This is a genomic window from Kitasatospora sp. NPDC058048, assembly GCF_042885555.1.
GTDB classification, from domain to species: domain Bacteria; phylum Actinomycetota; class Actinomycetes; order Streptomycetales; family Streptomycetaceae; genus Kitasatospora; species Kitasatospora lactacystinica.
The window spans coordinates 69,414-94,933 of record NZ_JBHVRT010000042.1; the positions used below are offsets into that span (position 1 = coordinate 69,414).

At 74.1% G+C, this 25,520-nt stretch carries 22 protein-coding genes; 9 read left to right on the forward strand and 13 right to left on the reverse strand.

The annotated features are described in order from the left end of the window. Positions 1 to 2 precede the first annotated feature (2 nt). Together ACFVVA_RS33480 and ACFVVA_RS33485 are read left to right on the forward strand one after the other, a co-directional pair. Complete coding sequence (locus ACFVVA_RS33480; RefSeq protein WP_387694501.1) at positions 3 to 1,091, forward strand: FecCD family ABC transporter permease; 1,089 nt, start codon at positions 3 to 5, stop codon at positions 1,089 to 1,091. After that, entirely contained in the window at positions 1,088 to 1,888 is an 801-nt protein-coding gene (locus tag ACFVVA_RS33485; RefSeq protein WP_387694502.1) for an ABC transporter ATP-binding protein, read from the forward strand. Before ACFVVA_RS33480 ends, ACFVVA_RS33485 begins: the two co-directional genes overlap by 4 nt. A gap of 18 nt (positions 1,889 to 1,906) precedes the next feature. Here the strand turns inward: ACFVVA_RS33485 and ACFVVA_RS33490 are convergent, their stop codons facing one another. From ACFVVA_RS33490 to ACFVVA_RS33505, 4 genes are all read right to left on the reverse strand, one after another. After that, a complete protein-coding gene (locus ACFVVA_RS33490; protein WP_387694503.1) occupies positions 1,907 to 2,908 on the reverse strand; it encodes an L-tyrosine/L-tryptophan isonitrile synthase family protein in 1,002 nt (333 codons plus the stop codon). 138 nt (positions 2,909 to 3,046) lie between these two features. Beyond that, positions 3,047 to 4,402: a cytochrome P450 gene (locus ACFVVA_RS33495; protein ID WP_387694504.1), complete on the reverse strand. Its 1,356-nt coding sequence runs from the start codon at positions 4,400 to 4,402 to the stop codon at positions 3,047 to 3,049. Between the two features lie 119 nt (positions 4,403 to 4,521). After that, positions 4,522 to 5,838 (reverse strand): MFS transporter, encoded by a 1,317-nt coding sequence (locus tag ACFVVA_RS33500; protein WP_387694505.1) that lies wholly within the window; start codon positions 5,836 to 5,838, stop codon positions 4,522 to 4,524. A gap of 366 nt (positions 5,839 to 6,204) precedes the next feature. Then, positions 6,205 to 6,768: a sigma-70 family RNA polymerase sigma factor gene (locus ACFVVA_RS33505; protein WP_387694506.1), complete on the reverse strand. Its 564-nt coding sequence runs from the start codon at positions 6,766 to 6,768 to the stop codon at positions 6,205 to 6,207. Between the two features lie 55 nt (positions 6,769 to 6,823). Here ACFVVA_RS33505 and ACFVVA_RS33510 point away from each other — a divergent pair, with 55 nt between their 5' ends. Continuing rightward, positions 6,824 to 7,090, forward strand: a complete 267-nt coding sequence (locus ACFVVA_RS33510) for a zf-HC2 domain-containing protein (protein ID WP_387694507.1) — start codon at positions 6,824 to 6,826, stop codon at positions 7,088 to 7,090. Between the two features lie 310 nt (positions 7,091 to 7,400). Here the strand turns inward: ACFVVA_RS33510 and ACFVVA_RS33515 are convergent, their stop codons facing one another. Next, positions 7,401 to 8,336 carry a hypothetical protein gene (locus ACFVVA_RS33515; RefSeq protein ID WP_387694508.1) on the reverse strand — a complete coding sequence of 312 codons (936 nt, stop codon included), beginning with the start codon at positions 8,334 to 8,336 and terminating at the stop codon, positions 7,401 to 7,403. Positions 8,337 to 9,149: 813 nt separating this feature from the next. On the opposite strand from ACFVVA_RS33515, the gene ACFVVA_RS33520 reads away from it, so the two are divergent. Further along, positions 9,150 to 10,337: a cytochrome P450 gene (locus tag ACFVVA_RS33520; RefSeq protein WP_387694523.1), complete on the forward strand. Its 1,188-nt coding sequence runs from the start codon at positions 9,150 to 9,152 to the stop codon at positions 10,335 to 10,337. A gap of 125 nt (positions 10,338 to 10,462) precedes the next feature. Here the strand turns inward: ACFVVA_RS33520 and ACFVVA_RS33525 are convergent, their stop codons facing one another. Beyond that, entirely contained in the window at positions 10,463 to 11,170 is a 708-nt protein-coding gene (locus tag ACFVVA_RS33525; RefSeq protein ID WP_387694509.1) for an N-acyl homoserine lactonase family protein, read from the reverse strand. 58 nt (positions 11,171 to 11,228) lie between these two features. Next, complete coding sequence (locus ACFVVA_RS33530) at positions 11,229 to 11,687, reverse strand: Lrp/AsnC family transcriptional regulator (protein WP_316524654.1); 459 nt, start codon at positions 11,685 to 11,687, stop codon at positions 11,229 to 11,231. Between the two features lie 248 nt (positions 11,688 to 11,935). Between ACFVVA_RS33530 and ACFVVA_RS33535 the strand changes: the two genes are divergently transcribed. From ACFVVA_RS33535 to ACFVVA_RS33545, 3 genes are all read left to right on the forward strand, one after another. After that, positions 11,936 to 12,565, forward strand: coding sequence for a LysE family translocator (locus ACFVVA_RS33535; protein ID WP_359900394.1), 630 nt, complete (start codon positions 11,936 to 11,938; stop codon positions 12,563 to 12,565). A 79-nt stretch (positions 12,566 to 12,644) separates the two neighbouring features. Next, positions 12,645 to 14,186: a CoA transferase gene (locus tag ACFVVA_RS33540; RefSeq protein ID WP_387694510.1), complete on the forward strand. Its 1,542-nt coding sequence runs from the start codon at positions 12,645 to 12,647 to the stop codon at positions 14,184 to 14,186. A 46-nt stretch (positions 14,187 to 14,232) separates the two neighbouring features. Then, a complete protein-coding gene (locus ACFVVA_RS33545; RefSeq protein WP_387694511.1) occupies positions 14,233 to 14,919 on the forward strand; it encodes a DUF6461 domain-containing protein in 687 nt (228 codons plus the stop codon). A gap of 129 nt (positions 14,920 to 15,048) precedes the next feature. Here ACFVVA_RS33545 and ACFVVA_RS33550 read toward each other — a convergent pair whose 3' ends face one another. Further along, positions 15,049 to 15,648 carry an HdeD family acid-resistance protein gene (locus tag ACFVVA_RS33550; RefSeq protein WP_359900400.1) on the reverse strand — a complete coding sequence of 200 codons (600 nt, stop codon included), beginning with the start codon at positions 15,646 to 15,648 and terminating at the stop codon, positions 15,049 to 15,051. 234 nt (positions 15,649 to 15,882) lie between these two features. On the opposite strand from ACFVVA_RS33550, the gene ACFVVA_RS33555 reads away from it, so the two are divergent. Further along, positions 15,883 to 17,703 carry an NAD-binding protein gene (locus ACFVVA_RS33555; RefSeq protein ID WP_387694512.1) on the forward strand — a complete coding sequence of 607 codons (1,821 nt, stop codon included), beginning with the start codon at positions 15,883 to 15,885 and terminating at the stop codon, positions 17,701 to 17,703. Between the two features lie 204 nt (positions 17,704 to 17,907). On the opposite strand, the gene ACFVVA_RS33560 is transcribed toward ACFVVA_RS33555, so the two are convergent. The 5 genes from ACFVVA_RS33560 to ACFVVA_RS33580 all read right to left on the reverse strand — a co-directional run bounded on the left by ACFVVA_RS33560 (position 17,908) and on the right by ACFVVA_RS33580 (position 24,551). Then, positions 17,908 to 18,693: an enoyl-CoA hydratase gene (locus ACFVVA_RS33560; protein WP_387694513.1), complete on the reverse strand. Its 786-nt coding sequence runs from the start codon at positions 18,691 to 18,693 to the stop codon at positions 17,908 to 17,910. A 142-nt stretch (positions 18,694 to 18,835) separates the two neighbouring features. Beyond that, positions 18,836 to 21,622 (reverse strand): pyruvate dehydrogenase (acetyl-transferring), homodimeric type, encoded by a 2,787-nt coding sequence (aceE, locus tag ACFVVA_RS33565; RefSeq protein ID WP_387694514.1) that lies wholly within the window; start codon positions 21,620 to 21,622, stop codon positions 18,836 to 18,838. Between the two features lie 143 nt (positions 21,623 to 21,765). Continuing rightward, positions 21,766 to 22,476 (reverse strand): GntR family transcriptional regulator, encoded by a 711-nt coding sequence (locus ACFVVA_RS33570; protein WP_387694515.1) that lies wholly within the window; start codon positions 22,474 to 22,476, stop codon positions 21,766 to 21,768. A 47-nt stretch (positions 22,477 to 22,523) separates the two neighbouring features. Then, positions 22,524 to 23,597, reverse strand: coding sequence for an enoyl-CoA hydratase/isomerase family protein (locus ACFVVA_RS33575; RefSeq protein WP_387694524.1), 1,074 nt, complete (start codon positions 23,595 to 23,597; stop codon positions 22,524 to 22,526). A gap of 285 nt (positions 23,598 to 23,882) precedes the next feature. After that, positions 23,883 to 24,551 carry a TetR/AcrR family transcriptional regulator gene (locus ACFVVA_RS33580; protein WP_387694516.1) on the reverse strand — a complete coding sequence of 223 codons (669 nt, stop codon included), beginning with the start codon at positions 24,549 to 24,551 and terminating at the stop codon, positions 23,883 to 23,885. A 98-nt stretch (positions 24,552 to 24,649) separates the two neighbouring features. Between ACFVVA_RS33580 and ACFVVA_RS33585 the strand changes: the two genes are divergently transcribed. After that, the gene (locus ACFVVA_RS33585) at positions 24,650 to 25,429 is read left to right on the forward strand and encodes an SDR family oxidoreductase (RefSeq protein ID WP_387694517.1); all 780 of its coding nucleotides are present in this window, start codon (positions 24,650 to 24,652) and stop codon (positions 25,427 to 25,429) included. Positions 25,430 to 25,520 lie beyond the last annotated feature (91 nt).

Consider the following 25,520-nt stretch of genomic DNA (forward strand, 5'->3'; position numbering starts at 1 on the left):
CGGTGACGTCGGCCATCGCTCGCAACGAGCGCGGCGAAGCCCGCCCGGCCCGCACCCTGCGGGCCGGGCCGCTGGCCGCCGCCCTCGCCGTCGCCCTGGTGCTCGCTCTGACCGTCGCCGTCTCGCTCGGCTCGGTGGACGTCCCGCCCGGCGAGGTCTGGTCGGTGGTCGCCCGCCGGCTCACCGGCGGGGCCCCCGAACCCGGCACCCGCGACCTCATCGTCTGGCAACTGCGAGTCCCGCGCGCCCTGTTGGCGGCCGTGGTGGGCGCCGGACTAGGCCTGGTCGGCACCGCCGTGCAGGCCCTGGTCCGCAACCCGCTCGCCGACCCCTACCTGCTCGGCATCTCCTCCGGTGCCTCGCTGGGCGCGGTCGCCGCCATCGTCCTCGGCACCACCCTCGGGCTCCAGCTCTCCTTCGGCAGCGCGCTCGGCCTCACCGTCTCCCTGGCGGCGTTCGCCGGCGCGCTCGCCGCGTTCTCGCTGGTCTGGCTGATGGCCCGGCGCGGCGGCGGCTTCTCGCCGCTGCGGCTGGTCCTCGCGGGCATCGGCATCGCCCAGTTCCTCGGCGGCATCACCAGCTACCTGGTCCTGCAGACCCGCGACGAGCAGCAGACCAGGGGCGTGCTGTTCTGGCTGATGGGCAGCCTCGGCGGCGCCGTCTGGGCCCAACTCGCCGTCCCCGCCGTCGCCGTGGCGCTCGGACTGGCTTTGCTCCAGGCCCGCGCCCGGGGGCTCAACGCGATGCTGATGGGCGACGAGACGGCTGCCGGGCTCGGCGTGGACGTCACCCGGCTGCGCCGCGAGGTCTTCGTGGTCACCAGTGTGCTCACCGGGGTGCTGGTCGCCGTCTCCGGGGCGATCGGCTTCGTCGGGCTGATGGTGCCGCACGTGTGCCGGCTGCTGGTCGGCGGCGACCACCGGCGGCTGCTGCCGCTGTCCGCGCTCACCGGGGCGCTGCTGCTGGTCGTCGTCGACACGGTGGCCCGCACCGCCCTGGACGGCCAGGAACTGCCGATCGGCGTGGTCACCGCCGTCCTCGGCGCCCCCACCCTGCTCTACCTGCTGGACCGACGACTGGAGCGCAGTTGAGGATCGCCGTCGAGGACCTGAGCGTCGCCCTGGCCGGCCGGACGGTGCTGGCCGGGGCCAACCTGATCGCCGAGGAGGGGGAGATCGCCGGACTGGTCGGACCCAACGGCAGTGGCAAGTCCAGCCTGCTGCGCACCGTCTACCGGCACCTGCGGCCCAGCGCCGGCCGGGTGCTGCTGGCCGGGCGGGACCTCGCGGAGCTGCGGCCCGCGCAGTCCGCCCGGCACATCGGGGCACTGCCCCAGGAGCGCGGCGGGGACTTCGAGTTGAGCGTCCGCGAGGTGGTCGCGATGGGCCGCACCCCGTACAAGCGGGCCTTCGCGGCCGACGACGCCGAGGACCACCGGATCACCTCCGAGGCACTGACCAGGGTCGGCATGGCCGAGGCCGTCGACCGCCGGTTCGCCCAGCTCTCCGGCGGTGAACGGCAACGGGTGCTGCTGGCCCGGGCGCTCGCCCAGCAGCCGGACGTCCTGGTGCTGGACGAGCCGACCAACCACCTGGACGTCCGGCATCAGGTGGAACTGCTCGCCCTGCTCAGGGAGCAGCGCCGCACCACCCTGGTCGCCCTGCACGACCTCAACGCCGCCGCCTCGGTCTGCGACCGGCTGCACGTCCTGCACGGCGGTGCCCTGGTGGCCTCCGGGGCACCGCGCGAGGTGCTGACCGCCGAGCTGCTGGCCGAGGTCTTCGGCGTACGGGCGGCGGTGGTCGAACACCCCCTCACCGGCGATCCGTTGATCGCCTTCGACCACCGGTCCCCGGCAGCGGCGCAGGCGGCCGTGCCGGGGCGGTAGCCCGTACCGGCGCTCCTGCTAGTGGCACTCGTAGTGGCTCGGCCGACCGTCCCGCAGGACCAGCCGGCCGAGCCGCGCGGCCTCCGCGTTGCGCAGCAACTCGCGCTCGCCGCCGGTGCGGTGGAGCACCGCGGAGTGCCAGGGCGTGATCCAGGCGTCGGCCGCCGCCAGCAGCCGGATGCCGAACTTGGACGCCCCGGCCGGCTGCGGGTGGATGGAGAGCCGGACGGCGCGCGGGTGGTGCTCGGCGATCAACTCGCCCCAGGCGCGGCTGCGCTGGATCACGCCGTAGGCGCGGCGGCGGCACTCCCGCTGGAGGGCGGAGCGGGTGCCGGTGAAGCCGACGGTGTCCTCGGTGAGGAAGCGGGTGATGCCCCGGTAGAGCCGTAGGGTCTCCTCCTCGGTCAGCACCTGTTCGCGCAACTCCTCGACGCTCGGCGCGTACCGGGCGTGCACCCTGGCGCGCTTCTCGTCGTACGGGAGGTCGCCTAGGACGGCCCGCAGGTCGAAGGTGTCGAGGCGGGTCAGGCCCTCGCGGGCGATCATGGCGGTCAGGGCGTCCGAGTACGCGTCTATGTGGTCGTCCGGGACGTTGATCAGGTCGCCGAAGATGTGCCCGTCCGAGCAGATCAGGATCCGGGCGCCGGGTGCGTACAGGCGGCCGATCTCGGCGCACAGCCCGTCGAGGAAGGTCAGCGACAGCCGTTCGCCCTCGTCCGGCAGGTGGCCGAGCACCTTCGCGGGGTTCGGCGACTTGCAGGGGAAGCCGGGCAGGGTCAGGACGATCGGTTCGCCGGCGGTGATGAAGTCCGCCAACTGGGCCAGCTGGAGCGGGAAGTGCTCCGGGCGGGCATCGAACTCCGGGTCCGCGGCCCGACGGTGCGGCAGCAGCAGACCGAGGACGCGGGCGGCGAGCCGCTCGGCCGCGGGGCGGTCCGCGGGGTCGGTGGCGGTGGTGACGGCGATGGTGACGGCGGTGGCAGGGGTGATGGCGGCAGGGGCGGTGCCGACGGGCGGCATGGGGGTCCTCCACGGAAGGTGGTGCGGTGCGGCTTCGGGCGTCAGGTGTCGGGCTCCGGGCGGTCGGAGCCGGGGTGTGTGAGCGGGGGCGCGTGAGCGGGGGTTCGATGTGTCCCGGGGGTGCGAGGCGCCCTGGGGTCAGCGGCGCCGGTCGTAGGCGACCGGCAGCCGGTTCACTCCGCGCGCCAGGACGGCAGGGACCCAGGCCAGGTCCGCCAGACCGTCGCCGGGCGCCTCGGCCGGGCGCAGGCCGGGCAGCCGGGTGAGCAGAGTGGCGAGGGCGACCTGGAGCTCGGCCCGGGCGAGTGCGGCGCCGGGGCAGTAGTGGATGCCGTGGCCGAAGGCCAGGTGGGCGTTGGGGGTGCGGTCCAGGTCGAGGCGGTCGGGATCGCGGAACTGCTCGTCGTCGCGGTTGGCGGCGCAGAGCGAGACGATCACCGAGTCGCCGGCCGGGACGACGGTGCCGAACAGGTCGCTGTCCTCGGCGAAGAACCGCCAGGTGGTGAGCTCGAACGCGGCGTCGTGGCGCAGCAGTTCCTCCACCGCCCGGGCGAGTCGGCCGGGCTCGTCGACGCCCTCGCGCAGCCAGGCGAGCTGCTCGGGGTGGCGCAGCAGGGTGACCAGCATGGTGGTGATCTGGTTGGTGACCGGCTCCTGTCCGGCGACCAGCAGCTGGAAGACCATCGAGTCGAGCTCCGCGCGGCTCAACTCGCCCGCGTCATGGGCGTGGACGAGCCGGCCCAGCAGGTCCTCCCGGGCCACCCAGCCGGGCTCCAGGCAGTCGACGCGCTTGCGGGCGACGACATCGGCGATGTACGTCTGGAGGCCGCGCAGCCGTGCCTCGTACGCCGGTCGGCCGGGGTCCTGCGGGCCGACCGGCTGGACCACCTTGCCCCAGTCCCGGTCGAAGCGCTCGGCCAACTCGGGCGGCAGGCCGATGACTTCGGAGAGCACCCGAAAGGGGTAGTGGGCCGCGAAGCCCGCCACCAGGTCCGCGCCGCCGGACTGCGGCAGTTCGTCCACCAGCGCGTCGGCCAGCTCCTGGAACCGGGGTCGAAGCGACTCCACCCGGCGCGGGGCGAAGGCGTCGAGCACGAGCCGGCGCATCGAGGTGTGCTTGGGCGGGTCCTGGTGGAGCAGATGGACCTGGAGCTGCGAGTGCTGCGGCTCGGGCATGATCGACGCGAGGCGGCGCCAATTGTCGTTGCCCAGGCTGTGGTTCTTGCCCAGGCGGGGGTCGTTGAGGGCGGCGTGGGCGGCCCGGTGGCCGGTGACCAGCCAGGCGTGGATGCCGCTCGGGAACTCCACCCGGTGCACCGGCCCGGCCTCGCGCATCCGCCGGTAGAGCGGGTACGGGTCGCGCTTGTACGCCGGGCCGTACAGCGGGACTGGGGAGGGGAGCCGGTCGTACCCGTACGGGCAGCGCGGGGTTTCGTCGTCGGCGGCCGGGGCGGTGGCCGTGTCGGTGATCGAGTCGGGGCTCGTGTCGGTCATCTGGGGGGTCCTTCGATGCGGGGCGATGCGGTGTGTTGTGGCGTGTTGTGGGTGTGGGCCGGAGCGGGGGTGGATGCGGGGCGGGGCGGATGCGGGGCGGTGCGGGCGGTGCGGGGTGCTCAGGCCTCGGGTCGGCGGTGCAGGGCGAGCAGGGCGACGGCTGTGGCCGCGACCAGGGCGGCCAGGGCGATCCCGGCGCGCGTCCCGGTGGTGTCGTGGGGTGCGGCGAGAGCGGCGGCGGTGCCGAGGGCCGGGCCGAGCGCGAAGCCGAGGCTGCGGGCGAGTTGGACGGCGGAGCCGGCGGTGGCGAGCTTCCCGGGCGGGGAGGCGGACATCACCAGGGCCTGGGTGGGGCCGCCGTTGAGGCCCATCCCGGCGCCGGCGAGGGCGAGTCGCGCGGCGATGTCGAGGGCGGACCAGCTCGGGTCCAGCGGGGCGAGCAGGGCCAGGCCGAGGGCGGTGACGGCGGCACCGGTGAGCGCGGTCGGGCGGGCGCCCCAGCGGTCGGCCAGCCGGCCGCCGACCCGGCCGGCCAGCACCATGCCGAGCGGGAACGCCAGCATGGTGAGTGCGGTGGCGGTGGCGCTCTCGCCCAGGGGGCCGCGCAGGTGCTGGGCGAGCAGGTAGTGGCAGGCCGCGAATCCGGCGGCGAGGGCCAGTACCGAGGCGTTGGCCCCGGCGGTCCCGGCGGCCCGAAGTACCTCGGCCACCGGCCGGCCGCCCGGGCGGCGCAGCCAGAGCAGCACCAGCGGTACGGCGGGCAGGGCGAGCAGCAGCCACAGCGGCGTTCGCGGGGCCAGGGTGAGTCCGAGCAGGATGGCGGCCACGGCGGCGCCGATCAGCGCGGCGTCGCCGAGCGAGGACCGGTCGGGCGGCCGCAGCCCGCCGCGGCGCGGGGCGTGGCGCCGCACGATCAGGACGGCGGCCAGGCAGACCGGCAGCTTGACGAGGAAGATCGCCCGCCAGCCCAGGTGGTCGAGCAGCAGCCCGCCGAGCACCGGCCCGGTGACGGCGCCGAGCGGACCGAGCGTCGCGGGCACGCTCATCGCCCGGCCGCGCAGCTCGGGCCGGACGGAGGTGGCGGCGAGCACCGGCATCAGGACGAAGAGCACGGCTCCGAAGGCGCCCTGGAACAGCCGCGCCGCGATCAGCCACCCGGCCCACGGGGCACAGGCCGCCAGCACGCTGCACAGGGCGAAGCAGCCGACGGCGAGCAGCAGGGCCGAGCGGGTGCCGACCTGGTCCAGCCATCGCCCGGCGGGCAACAGTAGTGCGACGAGCGGGAGTTGGTACCCCAGGGCGGCCCACTGGGCGACCCCGGGGGAGACGTGCAGGCCGGCCGCGATGTCGGTGAGTGCGAGGTTGACCACGTTCATGTCGAGCATCGCGACGAAGGACAGCAGGCCGGCGGCCACCACCAGGCTCCAGCGGTCCACCGGCTCGCGTTGATGGTTCGTCAGATTTTGGGTGGTCGGGGGTGGTTGCACTGTCATGAAGTCCCTCCGTCTCCCGTGCTGCCGGACCGGACACCGCCTCGGCGGCGGGGTCCGGTACAGCAGTCGGTGGCGCAGGGGCTCCGGTTCCGAACACCTGGGGGATTTCTTGTGCGGGTGCGGGTGCGGGTGCGGGTGCGGGTGCGGCGCAGGGCGGTGGCGGGTGACAACTTTCAGCGAACAGATGACAGATTTCGAAATCTGTCATCTGTCCGCTGATATCTGTCCGCTGTCGGTTGTTCGCCGTCGGCCGTCGATCGTTCGCCGCTCGCTCGCCCGCCCGCCGACGGCCCGTCGTCCTCCCGCCGCTCAGCAGGCGGTCGCGAGTTCCCCGGCCTCGGCGGCGCGCAGGCGGGCCACCAGTTCCTCCCGGGCGCGGGCGACCCGGGAGCGGACCGTTCCGACGGGGCAGCCGGCGACCTCGGCCGCCTCGGCATAGCTCAGGCCGACGACCTGTGTCAGCACGAAGGCCTCCCGCCGCTGGGCGGGCACCCGGTCGAGCAGGTCGCCGAGCGCGATGCCGTCCTCGAACCCGGCCGTCGGTGTGCCACCCTGCCGCTCCGCCGCCTCCTGCCAGTCCGGCAGTGCCGCGCAGCGCGGCCGGGCGGCGGCCATCCGGTACCGGTCGATCACCGCGCGCCGGGCGATCGACAGCAGCCAGGTCCGGGCCGAGGAGCGCCCCGCGAACGCGGGCAGGCCGCGCAGGGCGCGCAGGAAGGTCTCCTGGGCGAGGTCGTCGGCGGACTGCACGTCGGTCAGGTGGGCGACGAAGCGCCAGACGTCCCGCTGGGTCGCCCGGACGAAGGCCTCGACGTCGGCCGCCCGTCCGGAGCGGGCGGTCAGTGCCAGCGCGGTGAGCTGATCGTCATCCACGGTGGCCCCCCACCCGGCCGGTCCCGGCATCACGGCCGTGCGGGACGATGGTCATATGAGATGCGTGCAGTTTCGGACAGCCTTGTCCGCCCGGCTCGACGGCGAACCGAGCGGCCTGCCGGAGGCCCGGCTGGACAAGCACGTCGCGCGCTGCCACGGCTGCCGGGAGTGGCTGGCCCGCGCCGAACAGCTGCGCGCTCGGGTACGGGCGGGCGCTGCCGACGGGCCCTCGCCCGAGTGGTCGGCCCGGCTGCTGGCCGGACTCGGCGAGGACCGGCCGGGAGATCGTGCTCCGAACGGTCCGCAGGCCGTCGAGCGGTAGGCGCGGCCAGGGCGCCCGAAGGGGCGGGAACGGCAGGACAGGGGCGCCGGCCGGAGCCGGTGCGCCGTCGAAGTGAGGCATGGGAAGGTCCCGAGGGGAAGGCGGGGGCGGCACCGCGCAGCGCGGCACCGTCGGCGTCCGGGGGCAGCCGCGCGGCACGCCGGCCCTGAGGGGGCACGGCGGCGGACGCGGGCCCGCGCCCTGGCGGCACGACGGCACAAGGCCTGGCCGTACGGCAGGGCGACCTGCCCGTCGCGAGAGTCCCGATGGCCGGGAGGCGGCCGGGGTGAGAAGGGGTGCGGCGGGCGCGTCAGCAGGCGAGGGCGAACGCCGGCGGCCCACGCCGGACCACGGCATGCGTGAGCAGCACCGCCCGGGGCGGCCGGGCCCGGTCGTCGACCGAGCGGGGCGGTGCCGGGGCCCGGTGGCCGAAGGGGCGCGCGAACAGTGCCAGCAGCGGGACCAGCAGGGCCCCCGCGACCACCGAGCCGAGCGCGCCGAGCAGCTCGAAGAGCCGGACCAGTGCCGCGTCGCCGCGCCACAGCAGGAGCGCACACGCCAGCGCGGCGAGCATGTGGGCGGCGGTCATCCCCGGCGACATGCCGTGGGACATCCCGTGCGCCATGTCGTGCGCCGGCCCCTGCGTCGACCCGCCGACCAGAACCTGCGCCGCATCGTACGACCCGTCACCGTGGAACGTTCCGTCCGGCATCGCGTGCGGCCCCGCGGGCATGCCGGTCGTGCCTGCCATCCCGGTCGTCCCGGACAGCTCGGGGTGCACGGCCGTCGGGCCCGGCGCCCCGTGGTGCGTTCCCGCCGTCGGCCGCAGGCTGCCGGTGAGCGGCGGGACGTCCGGGTCGATGCCGGCCATCCGTGCCAGCTCGACCGGGGAGAGCCCGCCGGGCGCCCGGTCCGGGTTGCAGAGCAGAAGGGCGGCCCAGTCCGTGGTGGCGAGTCGGCCGAGGCCGCCGCCCCCTCGGGAGAGCGCCCCGGCCTGTTCGAACAGCTGGTGCAGCGCGGTCTGCGCCACGACCATCCAGAGGCTGATCACCCCGAGTCCGCGCCGCTTTCCGGCGAGCAGCCAGGTCAGCCCGAGGACCGCCCCGAACCCACCGGCCAGCACCCTCGGCGAGACCCCGGGCCCGGCCATGGCGACGTGCGCGGTGGCGGCCATCGCTACGCACAGCGCGGCGAAGACCACGGCGCGCAGCAGGCGGATCCGGTCGGTCATCACGATGGCACTCATCGTCGCACCCACCCTGCCCGGCCCGTACCGCACCCTCCGGTCATGGCCGGTTCTGTGCCGTGAGACCATGCCCGGTCGCTCGCCCTGCGGCCCGCCGGACCGCCGCTCGGCCCGGCCCATCGGCCCGGCGCGCCGAACCGAGCCATCACTCGTACGACCATCGGGGCGGTTTGACAGCGCCCATTCCATACTCACTTAATGTGCAGCACCCAGTACGGTGCGTATCGGGACGACGTCGTTCAGAAGCAGGGAGGTCCGGCCTTGGAGACCCCGACGGATACCTCGGCGCCCATTGCCGACAGTGCCGAGTCCGCTGCCCCCACGGAGCCGACCGTCCCGCAGCAGGCGACGGCCCCGAGAGGGGCGGCGCCGACCGAGGCGGCTCCGGCCGACGCCGAGGAACCCGCCGAGCGGGCCGAAGCCGCCGGGCCGGCCGCAACCGCCGAACCTGCTGAATCCGTCGCCCCCGCCGAGACGACCGAACCTGCCGAGCGCGTCGGGACGACCGAGCCTGCCGAGAGCGCCGAGGCCGCCGAGGCCGCCGAGCAGAACGAGGCCGCCGAACCGGCCGAAGCCGCCGAGCAGCCCGAGGCCGCTGCCCCCGCCGAACCCGCTGCCCCCGCCGAACTCGTCGAACCCGCCGAGCAGACCGACTCGCCGGAGGTCGCCGACTCCGCCGACGCGTCCGACCCCGCAGACTCGGCCGAGCCCTCCACTCCGCCCGGCTCCGCGGACGCGGCCGAGTCCCCCGCCCCAGCTGAGGTCCTTGCCGCACCCGGGTCCACAGACCTCGCCGACGCCCGCTTCTGGCAGTTGCCGGCCCCCGACCGCGCCGCCGCCTTCGCCGAGCTGCGCAGCCGCCCCGCCCCGGTGTTCTTCGGCGACCGAGCGTCCGGCCGGGGCTTCCACGCCCTGGTCCGCCACGCCGACGTGGTCGAGGCCAGCCGCACCCCCGCCGTCTTCCTCAGCGGTCCCGGCGTGACCACCCCCGTCCCGGCGCGCTGGGTCCGGCTGCTGTTCGGCGACTCGATGGTCAACCTGGACGATCCCCGTCACGCCCAGCTGCGCCGGATCGTCTCGCGGGCGTTCACCCCGCGGCTGCTCGACCGGGTCGAGGAGGACGTCCGGCGGATCAGCACCGAGCTGGTCGACCGGATCGAGCGGGAGCGGCCGGAGGACTTCGTGACCGCGGTCGCCGCCGAGCTCCCGTTCCAGGTGATCTGCACCATGATGGGCATCCCGGAGCGGCCGCGCCGCACCATCCTCGACCTGGTCAACCGCACCTCCGAGGACATCGGCGTGGCCCGACCGCTGCGCCGCCGCCTGCGGGTGCCCGGGCGCGGGCTGCGGGCGCTCGCCCGGATGCAGGGCATCGTCGCCGGGATCGGTCGCCGGCGCCGCCGCCGACCGGAGGAGGACCTGATCTCCGCGCTGGTCACCGCCGACGTGGACGGCCGTCGGCTCACCGGGCGCGAGCTCGGCGCCTTCTTCAGCCTGCTGCTGGTCGCCGGGGTCGAGACCACCCGCAACGCGCTGGCCCACGGCCTGCACCTGCTGACCGTCCATCCCGAGCAGCGCGCCCTGCTGCTCGCCGACCTCGACGGGCTGCTCGGCGGCGCGGTGGACGAGATGGTCCGCCACTCCACGCCGATCATCCAGTTCAACCGGACCCTCGCCGTCGACCACGAACTGGGCGGATCCGGCGGGCCGCTGCTGCGCGCCGGCGAGAAGGTCGCGCTGTTCTACGGCTCGGCCAACCGCGACGAGGAGGTCTTCCCCGACCCGGACGCCTTCGACATCACCCGCACGCCCAATCCCCACCTCGGCTTCGGCGGCGGCGGTCCGCACTACTGCCTCGGCGCGCACCTGGCCCGGCAGGAGATGACGGCGCTGTTCCGCGAGCTGTTCACCCGCCTGCCCGAGGTGCGGTCGGTCGGCGAGCCGCAGCTCGTGCCGTCCAGCTTCGACCACCGGGTCCGCTCGCTGCGCTTCACCTTCTGAGCCCCGGGCGGCCCCGACCCGTCCGTCAGGTCGGCCTGGACCTTCAGGCCGACCTGAACCTTCGGGTCGACCCGAATCCTCCGATCGATCCGACCCCCTGGAGCGGCCGGCGCTCCCGCACCCGGCTAGTCGGTCGCCTCCCAGACCGCGTGGTCGTGCGCGAACAGCACGCGGTGCGGCTCGTGCTCGGCCATCCGGTCGAGCCAGGCCAGGTACCCGGGCAGCGGTGCGGCCAGGCCCTCGCGCGCCGCCCGCCGGGCGAGCATCGCCTGCCCGTACTGGGAGGCGAAGTCGTACGCCTGCCCGGCCAGCAGGACCGGGCCGCCGCCCGGGCGGTCGATCAGCAGTGACTGGTGGCCCCCGGTGTGGCCGGGCGTGGGCAGCACCCGCACGCCCGGCCAGACCTCGGCCTCGCCGTCGAGCTCGCGGTACTCGGCGCCGGGGAAGTCGACCAGCGCGTCGATGGTGTACCCGCCGCGCCGGGCGGTGGCCAGTTCCTCCGCCTGGACCAGGACGGGGGTGCCGGCGAACAGCGGGTTGCCGCCGCAGTGGTCGAAGTGCAGGTGGCAGTTGACCACCAGGTCGATGTCGCCGACGGCGACCCCGGCCGCGGCGAGCGCCTCCGGCAGCGGGCGGCGGACCGGGCGGTAGTGCGCCTCGGTCTCCGGCTCGCCGCCACCGATCCCGGTGTCGAACAGCAGCAGCCCCTCCGGGCGTCGGACCAGGTACGCGAGCACCGGCTCCACGCGCGGCTCCGGGCCGCCCGCCTCGGCGGCCGGCCGGACGATGTAGCCCAGGTCGAGACGGCGGATCACGCGCAATTCAGCCCCCATGTCGCGGTGCGTCGCTCTGCCCCCGTACGGACGGTCGTACGGGCCCCCGGTTCGCACCCTACCCGCCGACCGGCAGCCCCCGGTCGGCCTTCACCTGCTTCATCGTCAGGTGCGAGTTGACCTGCGCGATGCCCGGCAGGCCGGAGAGCACGTCGGTGATGAAGCGCTCGTACGCGGCGATGTCGGCCACGGCGATCCGCAGCAGGTAGTCGGGCTCGCCGAACAGCCGGTGGGCCTCCACCACCTCCGGCAGTTCGGCCACCCGGCGCTCGAACTCGGCGACCGTCACCTGGTCCTCGTGGCGCATGGTGATCGTCACGAAGGGCTGGAATCCGCGTCCGACCGCCGCGCCGTCCAGCACCGCCCGGTAGCCGCGGATCACGCCGTCCTGCTCCAGTTGGCGCACCCTGCGCAGGCAGGGGGAGGGGGTGAGGTCCACCCGGGAGGCCAGCTCGGTGTTGGTCAGGCGCCCGTCCTGCTGGAGCTCGCGGAGGATTCTGCGGTCGATTCGGTCCATGGCGCAACATTCTGCCAAAAGGCGGCTCCGACCAGCGGGAAGTCGCCATCGCGTGCCAGCCCCGTCCGGCTACCTTCAGTGACCGCACCGGCCGCCGGGCCTTCCCGGCCCACCACCGGTGCACTCCGGCCGCCCGCCGGGAGGCCCTCCGGCCGATCGCCGGAACAACCCCGGCCGATCGCCGGGGCACCTCCCGGCCGACCCGCCGGGCCCACACCGCGACGAGCACGACAGGCCACGCCACGCCCATGGACACCCACGCCCTCCTCCTCTTCCTCGGAGTCGACCTGCTGCTGGTCTGCACCCCGGGCCCCGACTGGCTCTACATCGCCGCCCGAGGCCTCGGCCAGGGACGTCGTGCCGCGCTGATCGCGGTCGGCGGGGTCTGCGCCGGGTACGCCGTCCACACCCTGCTCTCCAGCGCCGGCCTGGCCGCCGCGCTGCGCGCCGTCCCGGCCGCCCTGCCGGTGCTGCGCCTCACCGGCGCCGCGTACCTGCTGGTGCTGGCCGTCATGATGCTGCTGGCGCTGCGCAAGGGCGGGGGCGCCGCCGCCCTGGCCGCGCCCAAGCCGCAGCCCACCGCGACGGTGCTGCGCCAGAGCATGCTGACCGCGCTGCTCAACCCCAAGGGCCTGCTGCTCTACCTCTCCCTGGTACCGCAGTTCGTCGATCCGGGCGCCGCACTGCCGGTCGGTGGGCAGGTGCTCGCGCTCGGCTCGCTCAACGTGCTGGCCTGCGCGGTGGTGTACGGGCTGGTCGCGCACGCCAGTGGACGGCTCGGCGGCCGGTTCGGTGGCACCCCGCAGGCGGCCCGTCGGATGACCGTGGTCTCGGCGGTCCTGCTGATGTTGGTGGCGGGCGTCACGGCGACCGCCTGAAAACCGGAGCACAATGCGGGGCATGACCGATCGTCCGTTGCCAGCAGGACCCACCGGACCCACCGGACCCATTGGAACCATGGGATCCGCCAGACCCACAGGACCTACGGGACCCACGGGACCAACGGGACCCACCGGAACCTCCGGTGCCGTCGACGGCCCCACGGCCCACGCCTGGGAGGCTCTCGGCGGACCGCCCGAACTGCTGGAACGGGTGACCTTCCACGGGCCGGACGACGTCCTGCCCTCCGGTCTGCCGGTGCGCCGGCTCGCCCGTGCGACCGTGGCGGTCTGCTCGCTGGCCGCCGCCGAGCTCGCCGCCCACCGCGGCGGCGCGGCGGTTCCGGTCGCCCCGGCGGGCCCGGCCGTCCCCGCGGTCCGGGTCGACCAGGGCGCGGTCGCCACCGCCTTCGTCAGCGAGCGGCACCTGACGGTCAACGGCCGTACGCCCGTCACCTTCGCCCCGCATTCCGGCTTCTGGCGCACCGCCGACGGCTGGGTGCGCACCCACGCCAACTACCCGCACCACCGCACCCGGCTGCTCTCCGCGCTCGGCCTCGCCGCCGATGCCGGGCCCGAGCAGCTCGCCGAGACGCTCGGCGGACTGCCGGCCGAGCGGGTCCAGGAGCGTGCGTACGAGGCGGGAGCGCTCGCGGTTGCCGTCGCGCCGGTGAGCCCGGCCGTGCACCCCCTCGTGGAGCACCAGGACATCGGTGCCGCCGCCAGGACCGCGCCGGTCCGTCCGCTCGGCGAGGCCCCCGTGGACCGGCCCGCCGCCGGGGTCCGGGTCCTCGACCTCACCCGGGTGATCGCCGGGCCGGTCGCCACCCGCACCCTCGCCCTGCTCGGTGCCGACGTCCTGCGCGTCGACTCGCCCCGCCTGCCGGAGGCCGACGACGCCCACGCCGACACCGGCTTCGGCAAGCGCTCCACCCGGCTCGACCTCGCCGTGCCGGCCGACCGTGCGGTCTTCGAGGAACTGCTCACCACCGCCGACGTCGTCGTCACGGCCTACCGCCCCGGCGCCCTCGACGCCCACGGCCTCGGCCCCGACGCGCTGTTCGCCCGCCGCCCGGACCTGATCCTCGCCCAGCTCTGCGCCTGGGGCTGGACCGGCCCCTGGGCCGGACGGCGCGGCTTCGACAGCCTGGTCCAGGCGGGCGTCGGCATCGCCGCCCACGAGTCCGCTCCCGCTCCCGCCTCCGCCTCGGACTCAGCATCCGGCTCTGGCTCTGGCTCCGGCTCCGGCGCCGGGCACGAGGCCGCCCCGGCTGGCCGTCCCGGCGTGCTGCCCGCCCAGGCCCTCGACCACGGCACCGGCTACCTCATCGCCGCCGCCGTCCTGCGCGCCCTCACCGACCAGCGCACCCGCCGCCCCGGTGGCCGCCACCTGCGCTTCTCCCTCGCCGGCACGGCCTCCTGGCTGCTGCACGGCATCGAACCGGATACCCCGCAGGGAGCCTCGCCCGAGCCGTACGACCCCTCCCGATGGCTGGCCGAGACCGACTCCGCGTACGGGCGGCTGCGTCACGCCCTGCCGCCGATCGGGTACGAGGGGGCGCCCGCCGACTGGTCGCGCCCGCCGGGGCGCTGGGGGACGGACGAACCGGTCTGGCTCTGACGGCCCCGGGCAAGCGCTGTCCGAGGCGTCTGACAGCATCGCCGTCATGACCGCACACGCCACCGACTACACCTGGTTCGAGGACCGTTACCCCGACCTGGGCGAGGCCTACTGCCTCACCCAGGTCCAGGGCCTCGCGGCCGACGAGCTGCTGCGCCGCTTCGACGCCCTGCCGGCGAGCGACGCCGTCGGCCTGACGGCGGTTATGGCCCGCTGGGACGCCTACCAGGACGGAGCGGATGAGGAGGACGACGACGAGGACGAGGAGGACGAGGAAGGGGGCGGCAGGGACGAGGGGGACGGGGCGCTGTTCGACCCTGCCGAGGACCGGCTGCTCGTCGCGGTCACCGAACTCGACGGCTGGGCCCTCGCGATCGAGCCGAACGGCTACCTCGGCACCCTGGACACGGTGATCCCGCGGCTCGGCGAGGGCACCCGGCTGGTCTCGCACTTCCGCAACGTCAACGCCGTGGACCACTTCCACTGGTGGGAACACGGCGTCCGGCGGCTGCACTTCGAGCCGCTCTTCCCCGGTCAGCGGGACGGCTCGGACGCCGAAGCCCGTGGCATCCCCGAGCTGCTGACCGCCTGTGGCTTCGATCTGGAGACGGAGGACTACGCGCAGCACACCGAGGCCGCGTTCGCGCTCGCCGAGCGGCTGACCGACGTCCGGCTCACCCCGGATCGGCTGGAGGCCGCCACCTTCCGGATCGGCTACGCCCCGCGCCCGTGACGCCCCGCACCGGTGGCACCCCGCGCCCGTGACGGGCCCGGTCCGTGCCGCGCCCTGCCGCGCCCGCGCCCCCGCCCAGCCGTGAGGCCGTGCCCCGGCGGGACACGGCCTCACGGCACCGGACGGAGGTCAGACCCCCGAGGGGATCTGCTTGGCCCGGCCGCGGACCTGGATCGCCGTCACGATCTCGACCAGGCCCAAGATCACCAGCCAGCAGCCGGCCAGCACGGCCAGCGCGGTGATCGACCCGACCGGCCACACCATCAGCAGCACGCCGGCCAGGGTGTTGGCCGCGCCCGCGAAGGCCTGCCAGCCGCGGGCGGGCATCAGCGGGTCGGAGATCGCGGCGGCGAGCTGGGTGATGCCGCGGAACAGCCAGCCGATCCCGATCCAGATCGCGAGCAGCAGCAGTGACTGCGCCGCGCTGCGGAAGCAGAGCAGGCCCAGCAGGACGCAGATCGCACCGCTGATGAAGGCCAGCACCCGCAGTGCCGCGGTGGAGTGGGTGCCGAACGCGGCGATCAGCTGCACGATGCCGATCACCAGCAGATAGAGGCCGAACAGCACGCCCACCACCAGGAGCGTCTCCTCGGGCCAGGCGAAGACCACGATCCCGAGGGCGAGCGAGGCGAGTCCGGCGACCAGCAGGACCTGCCAGGCGGCCTTGGCGAGCAGTCCGAGCGGGCCCTGGACCGGGCTGCCGTCGGGGGTGATGATCGGAGGGGCCACGGTGGCGTACTCCTCGGGCTGACGCCGGGCGACGGGTGACCGGTGACCGGTGTCCTGCCTGGTCGTGTGACGCAGGACGGGTGGGGTCGGGTCGGCCGGCTGACGGGCAGGGAACGAACCCCAGCATCTCCGCGCCACGGCCGGACCGCGCGTCGGATACGGCCGTTCGGGGGATCCGCCGCGGTCGCCGGAACGTCACCCTCCGGACACTTCCCGTCGATATCATCCGGCGGTATGACTTCTGAAGGGTGGGGGACCCCTCCGGTCGAGCCGATCAGCCAGCACTACATCGTCTGCGGGGGCAATGCGCTGGCCCATCGACTGATCCTGGAACTCGTCGAGCACTACGAGGTGCCGGTCGTCGTCCTGGTCGCCGACCGGACCCGCGACCACGCGCCGCAGATCGAGCAGCTGCCCGGCGTCGCGGCGGTCGTGGAGTACGCCGGCATCACCGAGGAGGCGCTGCGCGCGGTGTCCATCGGCACCGCGCGCGGTCTCGCCCTGGTCGAGGGGAGTGACCAGGAGAACATCCACGCCGCGCTCAGCGCCCAGAACCACAACCCGGACATCCGCATCGTGTTCCGGATGTTCAACCAACGGCTCGGCGAGAACATCGAACGGCTGCTCAAGAACGGTGCCGCGCTCTCCGGTTCCGCCACCGCCGCCCCGGCCTTCGCCTCCGCGGCGCTCGGACGGCCCAACTCGGTGGAGATCGAAGGGCGTTACCTGCACATCGCGTTCGACGACGACATCACCTCCGACCGGATCTGCGTGGTCGCCGACCAGATCGACCGGCAGGACCTCGGCAGGATCCGACTGCTGCCCGAGCAGCAGGGCGACTCGGCCGAATTCGTCCGGCTCGCCAGCGAGTTCGGCGACGACGGGCCGATCCGACCCGGAGGCGTTCGGCGCGAACCGGTGGCCGCGGCCGACCCCGATCAGGAGGAGGAGCCGGGCGGCAGGGCGGCGCTCCAGGTGCTGCGGATCGAACCCCGGGAGCCGATCGACTGGAAGCGACGGCTGCGCTGGCGGCTGCTCGACACCATGCGCTTCTTCACCAGCGCCCGGATGCGGCTGGTGCTGCTCACCGCCCTCGCGGCGGTGCTGCTGGCCTTCGGGGTGCTTTGGTACCTCAACCGGAACTTCGGCTGGACCGTCTACATCGCGCTGCTCGACCTGGCCGGCGCGGCCCAGCCGGACCAGCTTTCCGACATCTCCTCCGGGACGGGCACCGGCGGGTTCTGGCAGCGGGTCGCACAGGTGGTGATCACCATCTGCGGGATCACCTTCGCGCCGGTGGCCACCGCGATCGCGGTGGAGGTCCTGGGCTCCGGGCGGCGCGGGCAGCCGCGCAACCCCGGGGCGGGCACCCGGGACCACGTGATCGTCGTCGGCCTCGGCAACGTCGGAACCCGCGTCGCGATCCAACTGCACGACATGGGCGTGCCGGTGGTCTGCATGGAGCGGGACCCGCAGGCCCGCGGCATCGCCGCCGTCCGGGCGCTGGGGATCCCGGTGGTGATGGGCGACGGTCCGTTCGAGCAGCAGCTGCGCCGGGCCCGGCTGAAGCACAGCCGGGCGCTGGTCGCCGTCAGCGGGGACGACGCCACCAACCTGGAGGCAGCCCTGGAGGCGCGCCACGGCAACCCCGACGTCCGGGTGGTGGTGCGGCTGTTCGAGGACGACTTCGCCAGTCACTTCTACAAGACGCTGGACAACGCGGCCTCCCGGTCGGTGTCCTACCTGGCCGCGCCTGCCTTCGCGGCGGCGCTGATGGGGCGCGAGGTGCGCGGGACGCTGTCGGTGCTCCGGCACGTGCTGCTGATCGCCGAGTTGAAGGTGGAGGACGGCAGCGGGCTGATCGGGCTGAACCGGCACGACCTGGAGGACCCGGGCGGCGTCCGGGTGATCGCCGTGCGCTTCGCCCACGGCGGGCAGCTGCTGTGGAACTTCCCGGACCGCACCCGGCAGCTCGCCCCGGGGGACGAGATCGTGGTCGCCGCCACCCGCAGTGGGCTCGCCCGGCTGAACACGGTGGCGGTGGAGGAGGACTGAGCGCGGCGGCCGGTCGCGAACGGCCTGCCTTCGGCGAACAGGCGGCGGCTCTCGGAGGACGGATGGCAGCCGACAGATGGCAGCCGACGGCTTTCAGCGGACAGAGTTCAGCGGACAGATTTCATCATCTGAAATCTGTCCGCTGTCCGCCGTTTTTTGTCCGTCGTCCGCGGCCTGTTGTCGCCTGCCGGACGTCCTCCGTTGTCAGCGGTTCTGGAACTCCGGCGGGCGCTTCTCGGCGAAGGCCGCCATGCCCTCCTTCTGGTCCGCCGTGGCGAAGGCCGCGTGGAAGAGCCGGCGCTCGAAGCGCACGCCCTCGGCGAGCGTCGTCTCGAAGGCGCGGTTGACGCTCTCCTTCATCATGATCGCGGCCGGGGTGGACATCGCCGCGATCGTCTCGGCGGTGGCGAGCGCCTCGGCGAGCAGCTGGTCCGCCGGGACGATCCGGGAGACCAGTCCGGCCCGCTCGGCCTCCTCGGCGCCCATCATCCGCCCGGTCAGGCACAGCTCCATGGCCTTCGCCTTGCCGACCGCCCGGGTCAGCCGCTGCGAGCCGCCGATGCCGGGGATCACCCCGAGCTTGATCTCCGGCTGTCCGAACTTCGCGGTGTCCGCCGCCAGCAGGATGTCGCACAGCATCGCCAGCTCGCACCCGCCGCCCAGTGCGAACCCGGCCACCGCCGCGACCACCGGCTTGCGCACGGCGCCGAGCCGGTCCCACGGGCCCAGCCAGTCGTCCAGGTAGACGTCCGGGAACCGGTTGCCCTGCATCTCCTTGATGTCGGCGCCGGCCGCGAAGGCCTTCTCCGAGCCGGTGATCACCAGACAGCCGACCTCCGGGTCCCGGTCGAAGGCGGTCGCGGCTGCGACCACCTCGTTCATGAGCCGGGTGTTCAGCGCGTTGAGCGCCTTGGGCCGGTTGAGCGTGATCAGCCCCACCCGTCCCTTGCGCTCGACCAGGATCGTCTCGTAGGTCTCGGTCTCGGTCATCGCCGTCGACTCCCATTTCCGCTGCTCGGCGCCCGTGGGCGCGCCCTGACCACCCAACGATCTACGACGCGCCCCGCCTCGCGCCAGTCTTGGTATGCGAGACGCCGGTCACCAGGCGGTGGAGCGGGCGGACACCGAGCCGTCAGAAGCGGACGCCGTAACGTTCCGCCGCCCGCCGTACGGTCTCCGCCTCGACCTCGCCCCGGCGGGCCAGTGCGGCCAGCGCCGCGACCGTCACCGACTCGGCGTCCACCCCGAAGTGCCGCCGCGCCGCCGTACGGCTGTCCGAGAGGCCGAAGCCGTCGGTGCCCAGCGAGGTCCAGTCCTGTTCCACCCAGGGGCTGATCTGGTCCGGCACCGCGCGCATCCAGTCGCTGACCGCCAGCACCGGCCCGGGTGCCCCGGCCAGCGCCCGGGTCACATAGGGGACGCGGGCCGCCCCGTCGGTTCCGGCCGCCGCCCGCGCCAGGTTGGCCGCGTCGCAGTCCAGCGCCTCGCGGCGCAGTTCCGTCCAGGAGGGGGCGGACCAGACGTCGGCCGCCACGCCCCACTCCTCGCCGAGCAGCCGCTGCGCCGCCAGCGCCCAGCGCACGGCGGTGCCGGAGGCGAGCAGCTGGAGCCGCGGTGGGTCGGCGGGCGGGTCGGTGGGCAGAGCAGGGGACAGGGCGGCGGCGTCCGCCGTGCGGTAGCGGTAGAGGCCGTGCAGGATGCCGTCCGCGACCTCCTCGCCGGCCGGGAGTGCGGGCTGCCGGAGCGGCTCGTTATAGACGGTGAGGTAGTAGAACACGTCCTCGCCATACGGGTGTTGAGCGCTGCTGCCGTACATCCGGCGCAGGCCCTCGCGGACGATCACGGCCACCTCGTAGCCGAACGCCGGGTCGTAGCAGAGCGCGGCCGGGTTGGTGGAGGCGATCAACTGGGAGTGTCCGTCGGCGTGTTGCAGTCCTTCGCCGGCCATGGTGGTGCGTCCGGCGGTGGCGCCGATCAGGAAGCCGCGGCCCAACTGGTCGGCCAGCGCCCACATCTGGTCGGCGGTGCGCTGCCAGCCGAACATCGAGTAGAAGATGTAGAACGGGACGACCGGCTCGCCGTGGGTCGCGTACGCGGTCGCGGCGGCGGTCAGCGAGGCCATCGAACCGGCCTCGGTGATGCCCTCGTTGAGGATCTGGCCGGTCGCCGACTCCTTGTAGTGGAGCAACTGGTCGCGGTCGACCGGGTCGTAGGTCTGCCCGAGCGGGGAGTAGATTCCGGCGGTCGGGAAGAGCGACTCCATGCCGAAGGTGCGCGCCTCGTCCGGGACGATCGGCACCCACCGGTGGCCGGTCGCCTTGTCCCGCATCAGGTCCTTGACCAGCCGGACGAAGGCCATGGTGGTGGCGATCTCCTGGCTGCCGGAGCCCTTGAACAGCGTTTCGAAGGGCTTTGCGGGCGGGGTGGGCAGCGGGGCGAAGCGCACCCGGCGGGCGGGTGCCGGTCCGCCCAGTGCGGCGCGGCGCTCGCGCAGGTAGCGGGCCTCCGGCGAGTCCGGGCCGGGATGGGCGTACGGGGGCAGTTCGCCGGCCAACGCGCTGTCCGGTATCGGGAGTTCGAGCAGGTCGCGCATGGCCCGGAACTCCGCGCCGGAGAGCTTCTTCATCTGGTGGTTGGCGTTGCGGGACTCGAAGCCGGGGCCGAGTGTCCAGCCCTTGACGGTCTGCACCAGCACCACCGTGGGTGCGCCCCGGTGCTCCAGTGCCGCGCGGTAGGCCGCGTACACCTTGCGCGGCTCGTGGCCGCCCCGGGAGGTGGCGACGGTCTCGATCAGCCGCCGGTCGTCCAGGGTGTCGGCGAGCAGCCGCAGTTCGGGCGAGCCGTGGAAGAGGTGCTCGCGGACGTAACCGGCGTCCGAGGCGGCATAGGTCTGGAACTGCCCGTCCGGCACCTCGCCCAGTCGGCGGACCAGCGCACCCGTGGTGTCGCGGGCCAGCAGCTCGTCCCAGGCCTCGCCCCACAGCGACTTGACCACGTTCCAGCCGGCCGCCCGGAACCGGCGCTCCAGCTCCTGCACGATCTTGCCGTTGCCGCGCACCGGCCCGTCCAGGCGCTGCAGGTTGCAGTTGACCACGAAGGTGAGGTTGTCCAGGTTCTCCCGGGCGGCCAGCGCGAGCGCGGCGGTGGACTCGGGTTCGTCCATCTCGCCGTCGCCGAGGAAGGCCCACACGTGCGAGCCGGAGGTGTCCTTGATCCCGCGTGCGCCCAAGTACCGGTTGAACCGGGCCTGGTGGATCGCCGAGAGCGGCCCGAGGCCCATCGAGACGGTCGGGAACTCCCAGAACCAGGGCAGCCTGCGCGGGTGCGGGTAGGAGGGCAGGCCGTCGCCGGCGGCCTCCTGGCGGAAGCGGTCCAGCTGGGCCTCGGAGATCCGGCCCTCCAGGAACGCGCGGGCGTAGACGCCGGGGGCGGCGTGGCCCTGGACGTACAGCTGGTCGCCGGAGCCGTCGGCCTCCTTGCCGCGGAAGAAGTGCTGGAAGCCCACCTCGTACAGCCAGGCGGCGGAGGCGTAGGTGGCCATGTGCCCGCCCAGGCCGCCGCGGTGGTTGCCCCTGGTCACCATGGCGGCGGCGTTCCAGCGGTTCCAGGCGGTGATCCGGCGCTCCATCTCCTCGTCGCCGGGGAACTCCGGTTCGGCGGCGGTGGGGATGGTGTTGACGTACGGGGTGTCCAGCAGCGGAGGAACGTCGAGCCGCTGCAGTTCGGCGTGTTCGACGAGGCGGCGCAGCAGGTGGGCGGCGCGGTTCGGGCCGCCGAAGTCGCGGGCGGCGTCGAGGGACGCGCGCCACTCCGCGATCTCCTCGGGGTCTTGGTCGGGAAGCTGGTCGAGCTGGGACACGGGTGGTTCCCCTTCGTCGGTGCGCTTCAGAGGTTCATATTCCGGGATGCGGAATAGCATTCCTCTCCATGGAACTACTTGGACGGTAGGGAGCAAGGGGGCGGCGCGTCAACCGCTACTGGTGGGTAGTTTGAGCGATGATCGATCATCTCTGTGCGAACTTTATGTGAGTGCGATGAGTCGGCTCCCCGACGAGGGCGGGCTCAGTCGGAGCGCCGGCCGTCCTCGCGTCGGGCGTTCTCGGGTCGGGCGTCCTCGCGCCGGGCGTACTCCAGGACGTGCTCGGCCAGCAGCCGCCCGACCGCCGGGTCCTGCCGCCGGAAGGCCTCGATCAGCGGCCGGTGGTCGGCGGCGTTCTCGTGCAGCTCCGGCCGGACCTCGTGCAGCGACAGCACCGTCCACACCTCGATCCCGAGGCCCTCCCAGGTCCGCAGCAGCGTCCCGTTGCCCGAGGCGGCCACGATCTCGCGGTGGAAGGCCACCCCGTGCCGGGCCTGGCCGAGCGCGTCGTCCGCCGCCGCGGCCGCCGCCATCCGTTCGGCGTGCCGCTCCAGGGCGGTGGTGTCCCCGGCCAGCCGGACCACCGCCGACTCGGCGGCCAGCCGCTCCAGCGCGGCCCGCACCTGGTAGACCTCGCGAAGCTCGGCCGGGCCGATCTCGCGCACCCGCACGCCCCGGTTGGGCTCGGCGTCGAGCAGCCCGAGCGTCTGGAGTGCGCGCAGCGCCTCGCGGACCGGCGCCTGGCTGACGTTCAACTCGGCGGCCAGGCGCCGCTCGACGATCCGGTCCCCGGGCTGCCAGCGGCCGTTCAGCAGGCCCTCCAGCAGCAGCCCGCGCACCTGCTCGCCCAGCGGCACCCGGGACAGCGGGTCGGTGTCCCCGGCCGGGGTCGGCGGCGGGACCGGGTGGTTCATGACGGGCTCCAGACGTGCCGGTGGAGGAGATGGAGGCGGGACGGGGTTCAGGCCAGGCCCAGCTCGTCGCCCTCGCGCGGGGCGAAGAAGCGGGCGACGTCCGCCTCCGTCACCTCGGCGAGCGTGCCGGGCTTCCAGTGGGGGGTGCGGTCCTTGTCGACCACCTGCGCACGGATGCCCTCGACCATGTCGGGGCCCTCCAGTACGGCGCAGGAGATCCGGTACTCCTGGTCGAGCACGGCCTCCAGCGAAGGGAGCGTGCGGGCGCGGCGCAGCGCGGCCAGGGTGGTCTTGACGGCGGTGGGGGAGTTCGCCAGGACGGCGACGGCGGCCTCCTTCGCCTCCGGGACACCGGAATTCAGCAGCCGGTCGACGATCTCCTCGACCGTGTCGGCCGCGTAGCAGGCGTCGATCCAGGTGCGCCGGTCGGCCAGTGCGGCGGGCGGTGCGGGCTCGGCGTGCGCGGCGACGAGGGCGGCGACGAGGGCGGCGACCTCGCTGCTGCTGCTCCCGCTCGCAGCGGCGGTGCCCCGGCTCAGGGCGTCGAGCAGGTCCGGGATGCGCGCCGAGGGCACGAAGTGGTCCGCGAATCCGCAGAGCAGGGCGTCGCCCGGGCCCATCGGGGCGGCGGTGAGCCCGAGGTGGGTGCCCAACTCGCCCGGCGTGTGGGCGAGCAGCCGGCTGCCGCCGACGTCCGGGGCGATGCCGATCCGGGTCTCGGGCATCGCGACGGTGGACCGCTCGGTCACGATCCGCACCGCGCCGTGGGCGGAGACGCCGACGCCGCCGCCCATGGTGATGCCGTCCATCACCGCGACGTACGGCTTCGGGTAGCGGGCGATCAGGGCGTTCAGCCGGTACTCGTCGCGGAAGAACGCCCGGGTGCCTGCTCCGCCCGCCTTGGCGTCGTCGTGCATCGCGCGGATGTCGCCGCCCGCGCACAGTCCGCGCTCGCCCGCGCCGGTCAGGACGACGGCGCGTATCCGGTCGTCCCCGGCCCAGTCGTCCAGGGCGGTGCGCAGGGCGGTGACCATGCCGTGGGTCAGCGAGTTGAGCGCCCTCGGGCGGTTCAGCACGAGCCGTCCGACACCGCCGTCCAGGAAGGCCTGGACCTCCGTCACCTCTGCGCTCATCGGGCCCGCTCCCGTCCCTCGGTGATGTCGACGCCGTTCGGTGTCCGCCGGGCCCGGTCGCGGCCCGTCGGCGCCCCGCCTGTCGGCGTCCGTTGCCGTCGTCCGCCGTTCGTTCCCGTCGGCATCCTGGCGTCCACCGTACCGGGGGTCGGGAGGTGTCCCGATCACCGGTACGGGCCGGGCCGGGGCGGGGCGGGGCGCACAAGGGTGGGCAGGGAGGACGGCGAGGTTCGGGAGGTTCGGGGCGCGCGGCCGGGAGGCAGGGGCCGGGGTTCAGGGCCAGGCGCGCAGGGCGAGTTCGGCGGTGCGGGCCAGGTCGGCGGCGGTGGCGCCGTCCCGGGCCTGCTGGGACATGCCCTGGAGGACCGTGCCGAGGTATCCCGCCAGCGCCTTCGGATCGGCGTCGGGCGGCAGTTCGCCGTCCTGCCGGGCCTGCTGCAGCCGGGCCTCGAAGGTCCGCAGGTTCGCGTTGCGCAGCTCGCGCAGCAGCTCCTGGACGCCGGCGTCCTGCGGGGCGACGTTGGTGGCGGCGGAGATCACCAGGCAGCCGGCCGGATGGGACGGGTCGGGGTAGATGGCGGCGGCCTCGCGCAGGATGCGGGCGAAGGCGCCGTACGCGGTGGGTTCCTCGGTCAGCGCGACGGTCGCGAACGCGCCGACGGGCGAACGGCCGTACTGGCGGACCACCTCCTCGAACAGTGAGCGCTTGTCGCCGAAGGCCGCGTACAGGCTGCCGGGGCGGATGCCCATGGCGGTGGTGAGGTCGGAGACGGAGGTGGCGTCGTAGCCGAGCTGCCAGAACAGCCGGGTGGCCGCGGCCAGGGCCTCGGCACGGTCGAAGGCCGGCGGGCGGCCGCGCCGGGGGCGGGGTGGGGCGTCGGGTGCTGCGCCTGCGGGTACTGCCTTCGCGGGTGTCCCGGTCGTCTGCTGTGCCTCGCTCATGCCCCAAATTTTAGAGCAGTCGCTCAAGAAGTGTGTGCTAGCGTCTTTCTTGAGTGATGACTCAATAATTATCGGATGCGGTGAGAGGGGAGTCGGCCATGGGTGCGGGCACGTACGGGCTTCAGGGCAAGGTGGCGCTGGTCACGGGCGGCAGCAGGGGGATCGGCCGGGCCGTCGCCCGGCGGCTCGGGCGGGACGGAGCCACCGTCGCCGTCGGCTACGCCCGGGACGGGGCCGCGGCGGAGGAGGTGGTGGCGGGCATCCGGGTCGACGGCGGGCGGGCGTTCGCGCTGCGCGCCGAACTCGGCCGGCACGGCGACGCCGCCGCGCTCTGGGCGGCCTTCGATGCCGGGATCGGAGCGCACGCTCCGGACGGTGGCGTCGACATCATCGTGAACAACGCCGGGATCGGACGCAGTTCGGACCTCGAAGCGCTGACCGAGGAGGGCTTCGACGAGGTGTTCGCGGTCAACGTCCGGGCGCCGTTCTTCGTGGTGCAGCACGGACTGAAGCGGCTGCGGGACGGCGGCCGGATCATCAACGTCTCCAGCGGGGCCGCCCGCTTGGCGATGCCCGAGATCATCGCCTACGGCGCGACCAAGGGGGCGCTGGACACCTTCACCCTCAACCTCGCCAAGCAGCTCGGCCCGCGCGGGATCACCGTGAACTCGGTCGCGCCCGGCATCGTGGACACCGACGTCAACGCCGGCTGGCTGCGGGGCAACCCGGAGGCGGAGGCGTACGCGGCTTCGGTGGCCGCGCTCGGCAGGGTCGGGCAGCCGGAGGACATCGCGGACATCGTCGCCTTCCTCGCCTCCGACGACGCTCGCTGGGTGACCGGGCGGGTCGTCGACGCCACGGGCGGAGCCGGGCTCTAGACCCGTCCTTCGCACATAACGAGTTCGGATGATGTGGTGATGCGACCGGTATCCCGATGGGGTGCCGGTCGTTGAGCCTGGCGTGCCGATA

Bases quoted from the DNA above. Each gene is read 5' to 3' on its own strand.
- ACFVVA_RS33490 (WP_387694503.1), bottom strand. From the start codon at position 2,908: ATGCCGCCCGTCGGCACCGCCCCTGCCGCCATCACCCCTGCCACCGCC.
- ACFVVA_RS33495 (WP_387694504.1), bottom strand. From the start codon at position 4,402: ATGACCGACACGAGCCCCGACTCGATCACCGACACGGCCACCGCCCCG.
- ACFVVA_RS33510 (WP_387694507.1), top strand. From the start codon at position 6,824: ATGAGATGCGTGCAGTTTCGGACAGCCTTGTCCGCCCGGCTCGACGGC.
- ACFVVA_RS33515 (WP_387694508.1), bottom strand. From the start codon at position 8,336: ATGAGTGCCATCGTGATGACCGACCGGATCCGCCTGCTGCGCGCCGTG.
- ACFVVA_RS33525 (WP_387694509.1), bottom strand. From the start codon at position 11,170: ATGGGGGCTGAATTGCGCGTGATCCGCCGTCTCGACCTGGGCTACATC.
- ACFVVA_RS33530 (WP_316524654.1), bottom strand. From the start codon at position 11,687: ATGGACCGAATCGACCGCAGAATCCTCCGCGAGCTCCAGCAGGACGGG.
- ACFVVA_RS33535 (WP_359900394.1), top strand. From the start codon at position 11,936: ATGGACACCCACGCCCTCCTCCTCTTCCTCGGAGTCGACCTGCTGCTG.
- ACFVVA_RS33540 (WP_387694510.1), top strand. From the start codon at position 12,645: ATGGGATCCGCCAGACCCACAGGACCTACGGGACCCACGGGACCAACG.
- ACFVVA_RS33545 (WP_387694511.1), top strand. From the start codon at position 14,233: ATGACCGCACACGCCACCGACTACACCTGGTTCGAGGACCGTTACCCC.
- ACFVVA_RS33555 (WP_387694512.1), top strand. From the start codon at position 15,883: ATGACTTCTGAAGGGTGGGGGACCCCTCCGGTCGAGCCGATCAGCCAG.
- ACFVVA_RS33560 (WP_387694513.1), bottom strand. From the start codon at position 18,693: ATGACCGAGACCGAGACCTACGAGACGATCCTGGTCGAGCGCAAGGGA.
- aceE (WP_387694514.1), bottom strand. From the start codon at position 21,622: ATGCTATTCCGCATCCCGGAATATGAACCTCTGAAGCGCACCGACGAA.
- ACFVVA_RS33570 (WP_387694515.1), bottom strand. From the start codon at position 22,476: ATGAACCACCCGGTCCCGCCGCCGACCCCGGCCGGGGACACCGACCCG.
- ACFVVA_RS33580 (WP_387694516.1), bottom strand. From the start codon at position 24,551: ATGAGCGAGGCACAGCAGACGACCGGGACACCCGCGAAGGCAGTACCC.
- ACFVVA_RS33585 (WP_387694517.1), top strand. From the start codon at position 24,650: ATGGGTGCGGGCACGTACGGGCTTCAGGGCAAGGTGGCGCTGGTCACG.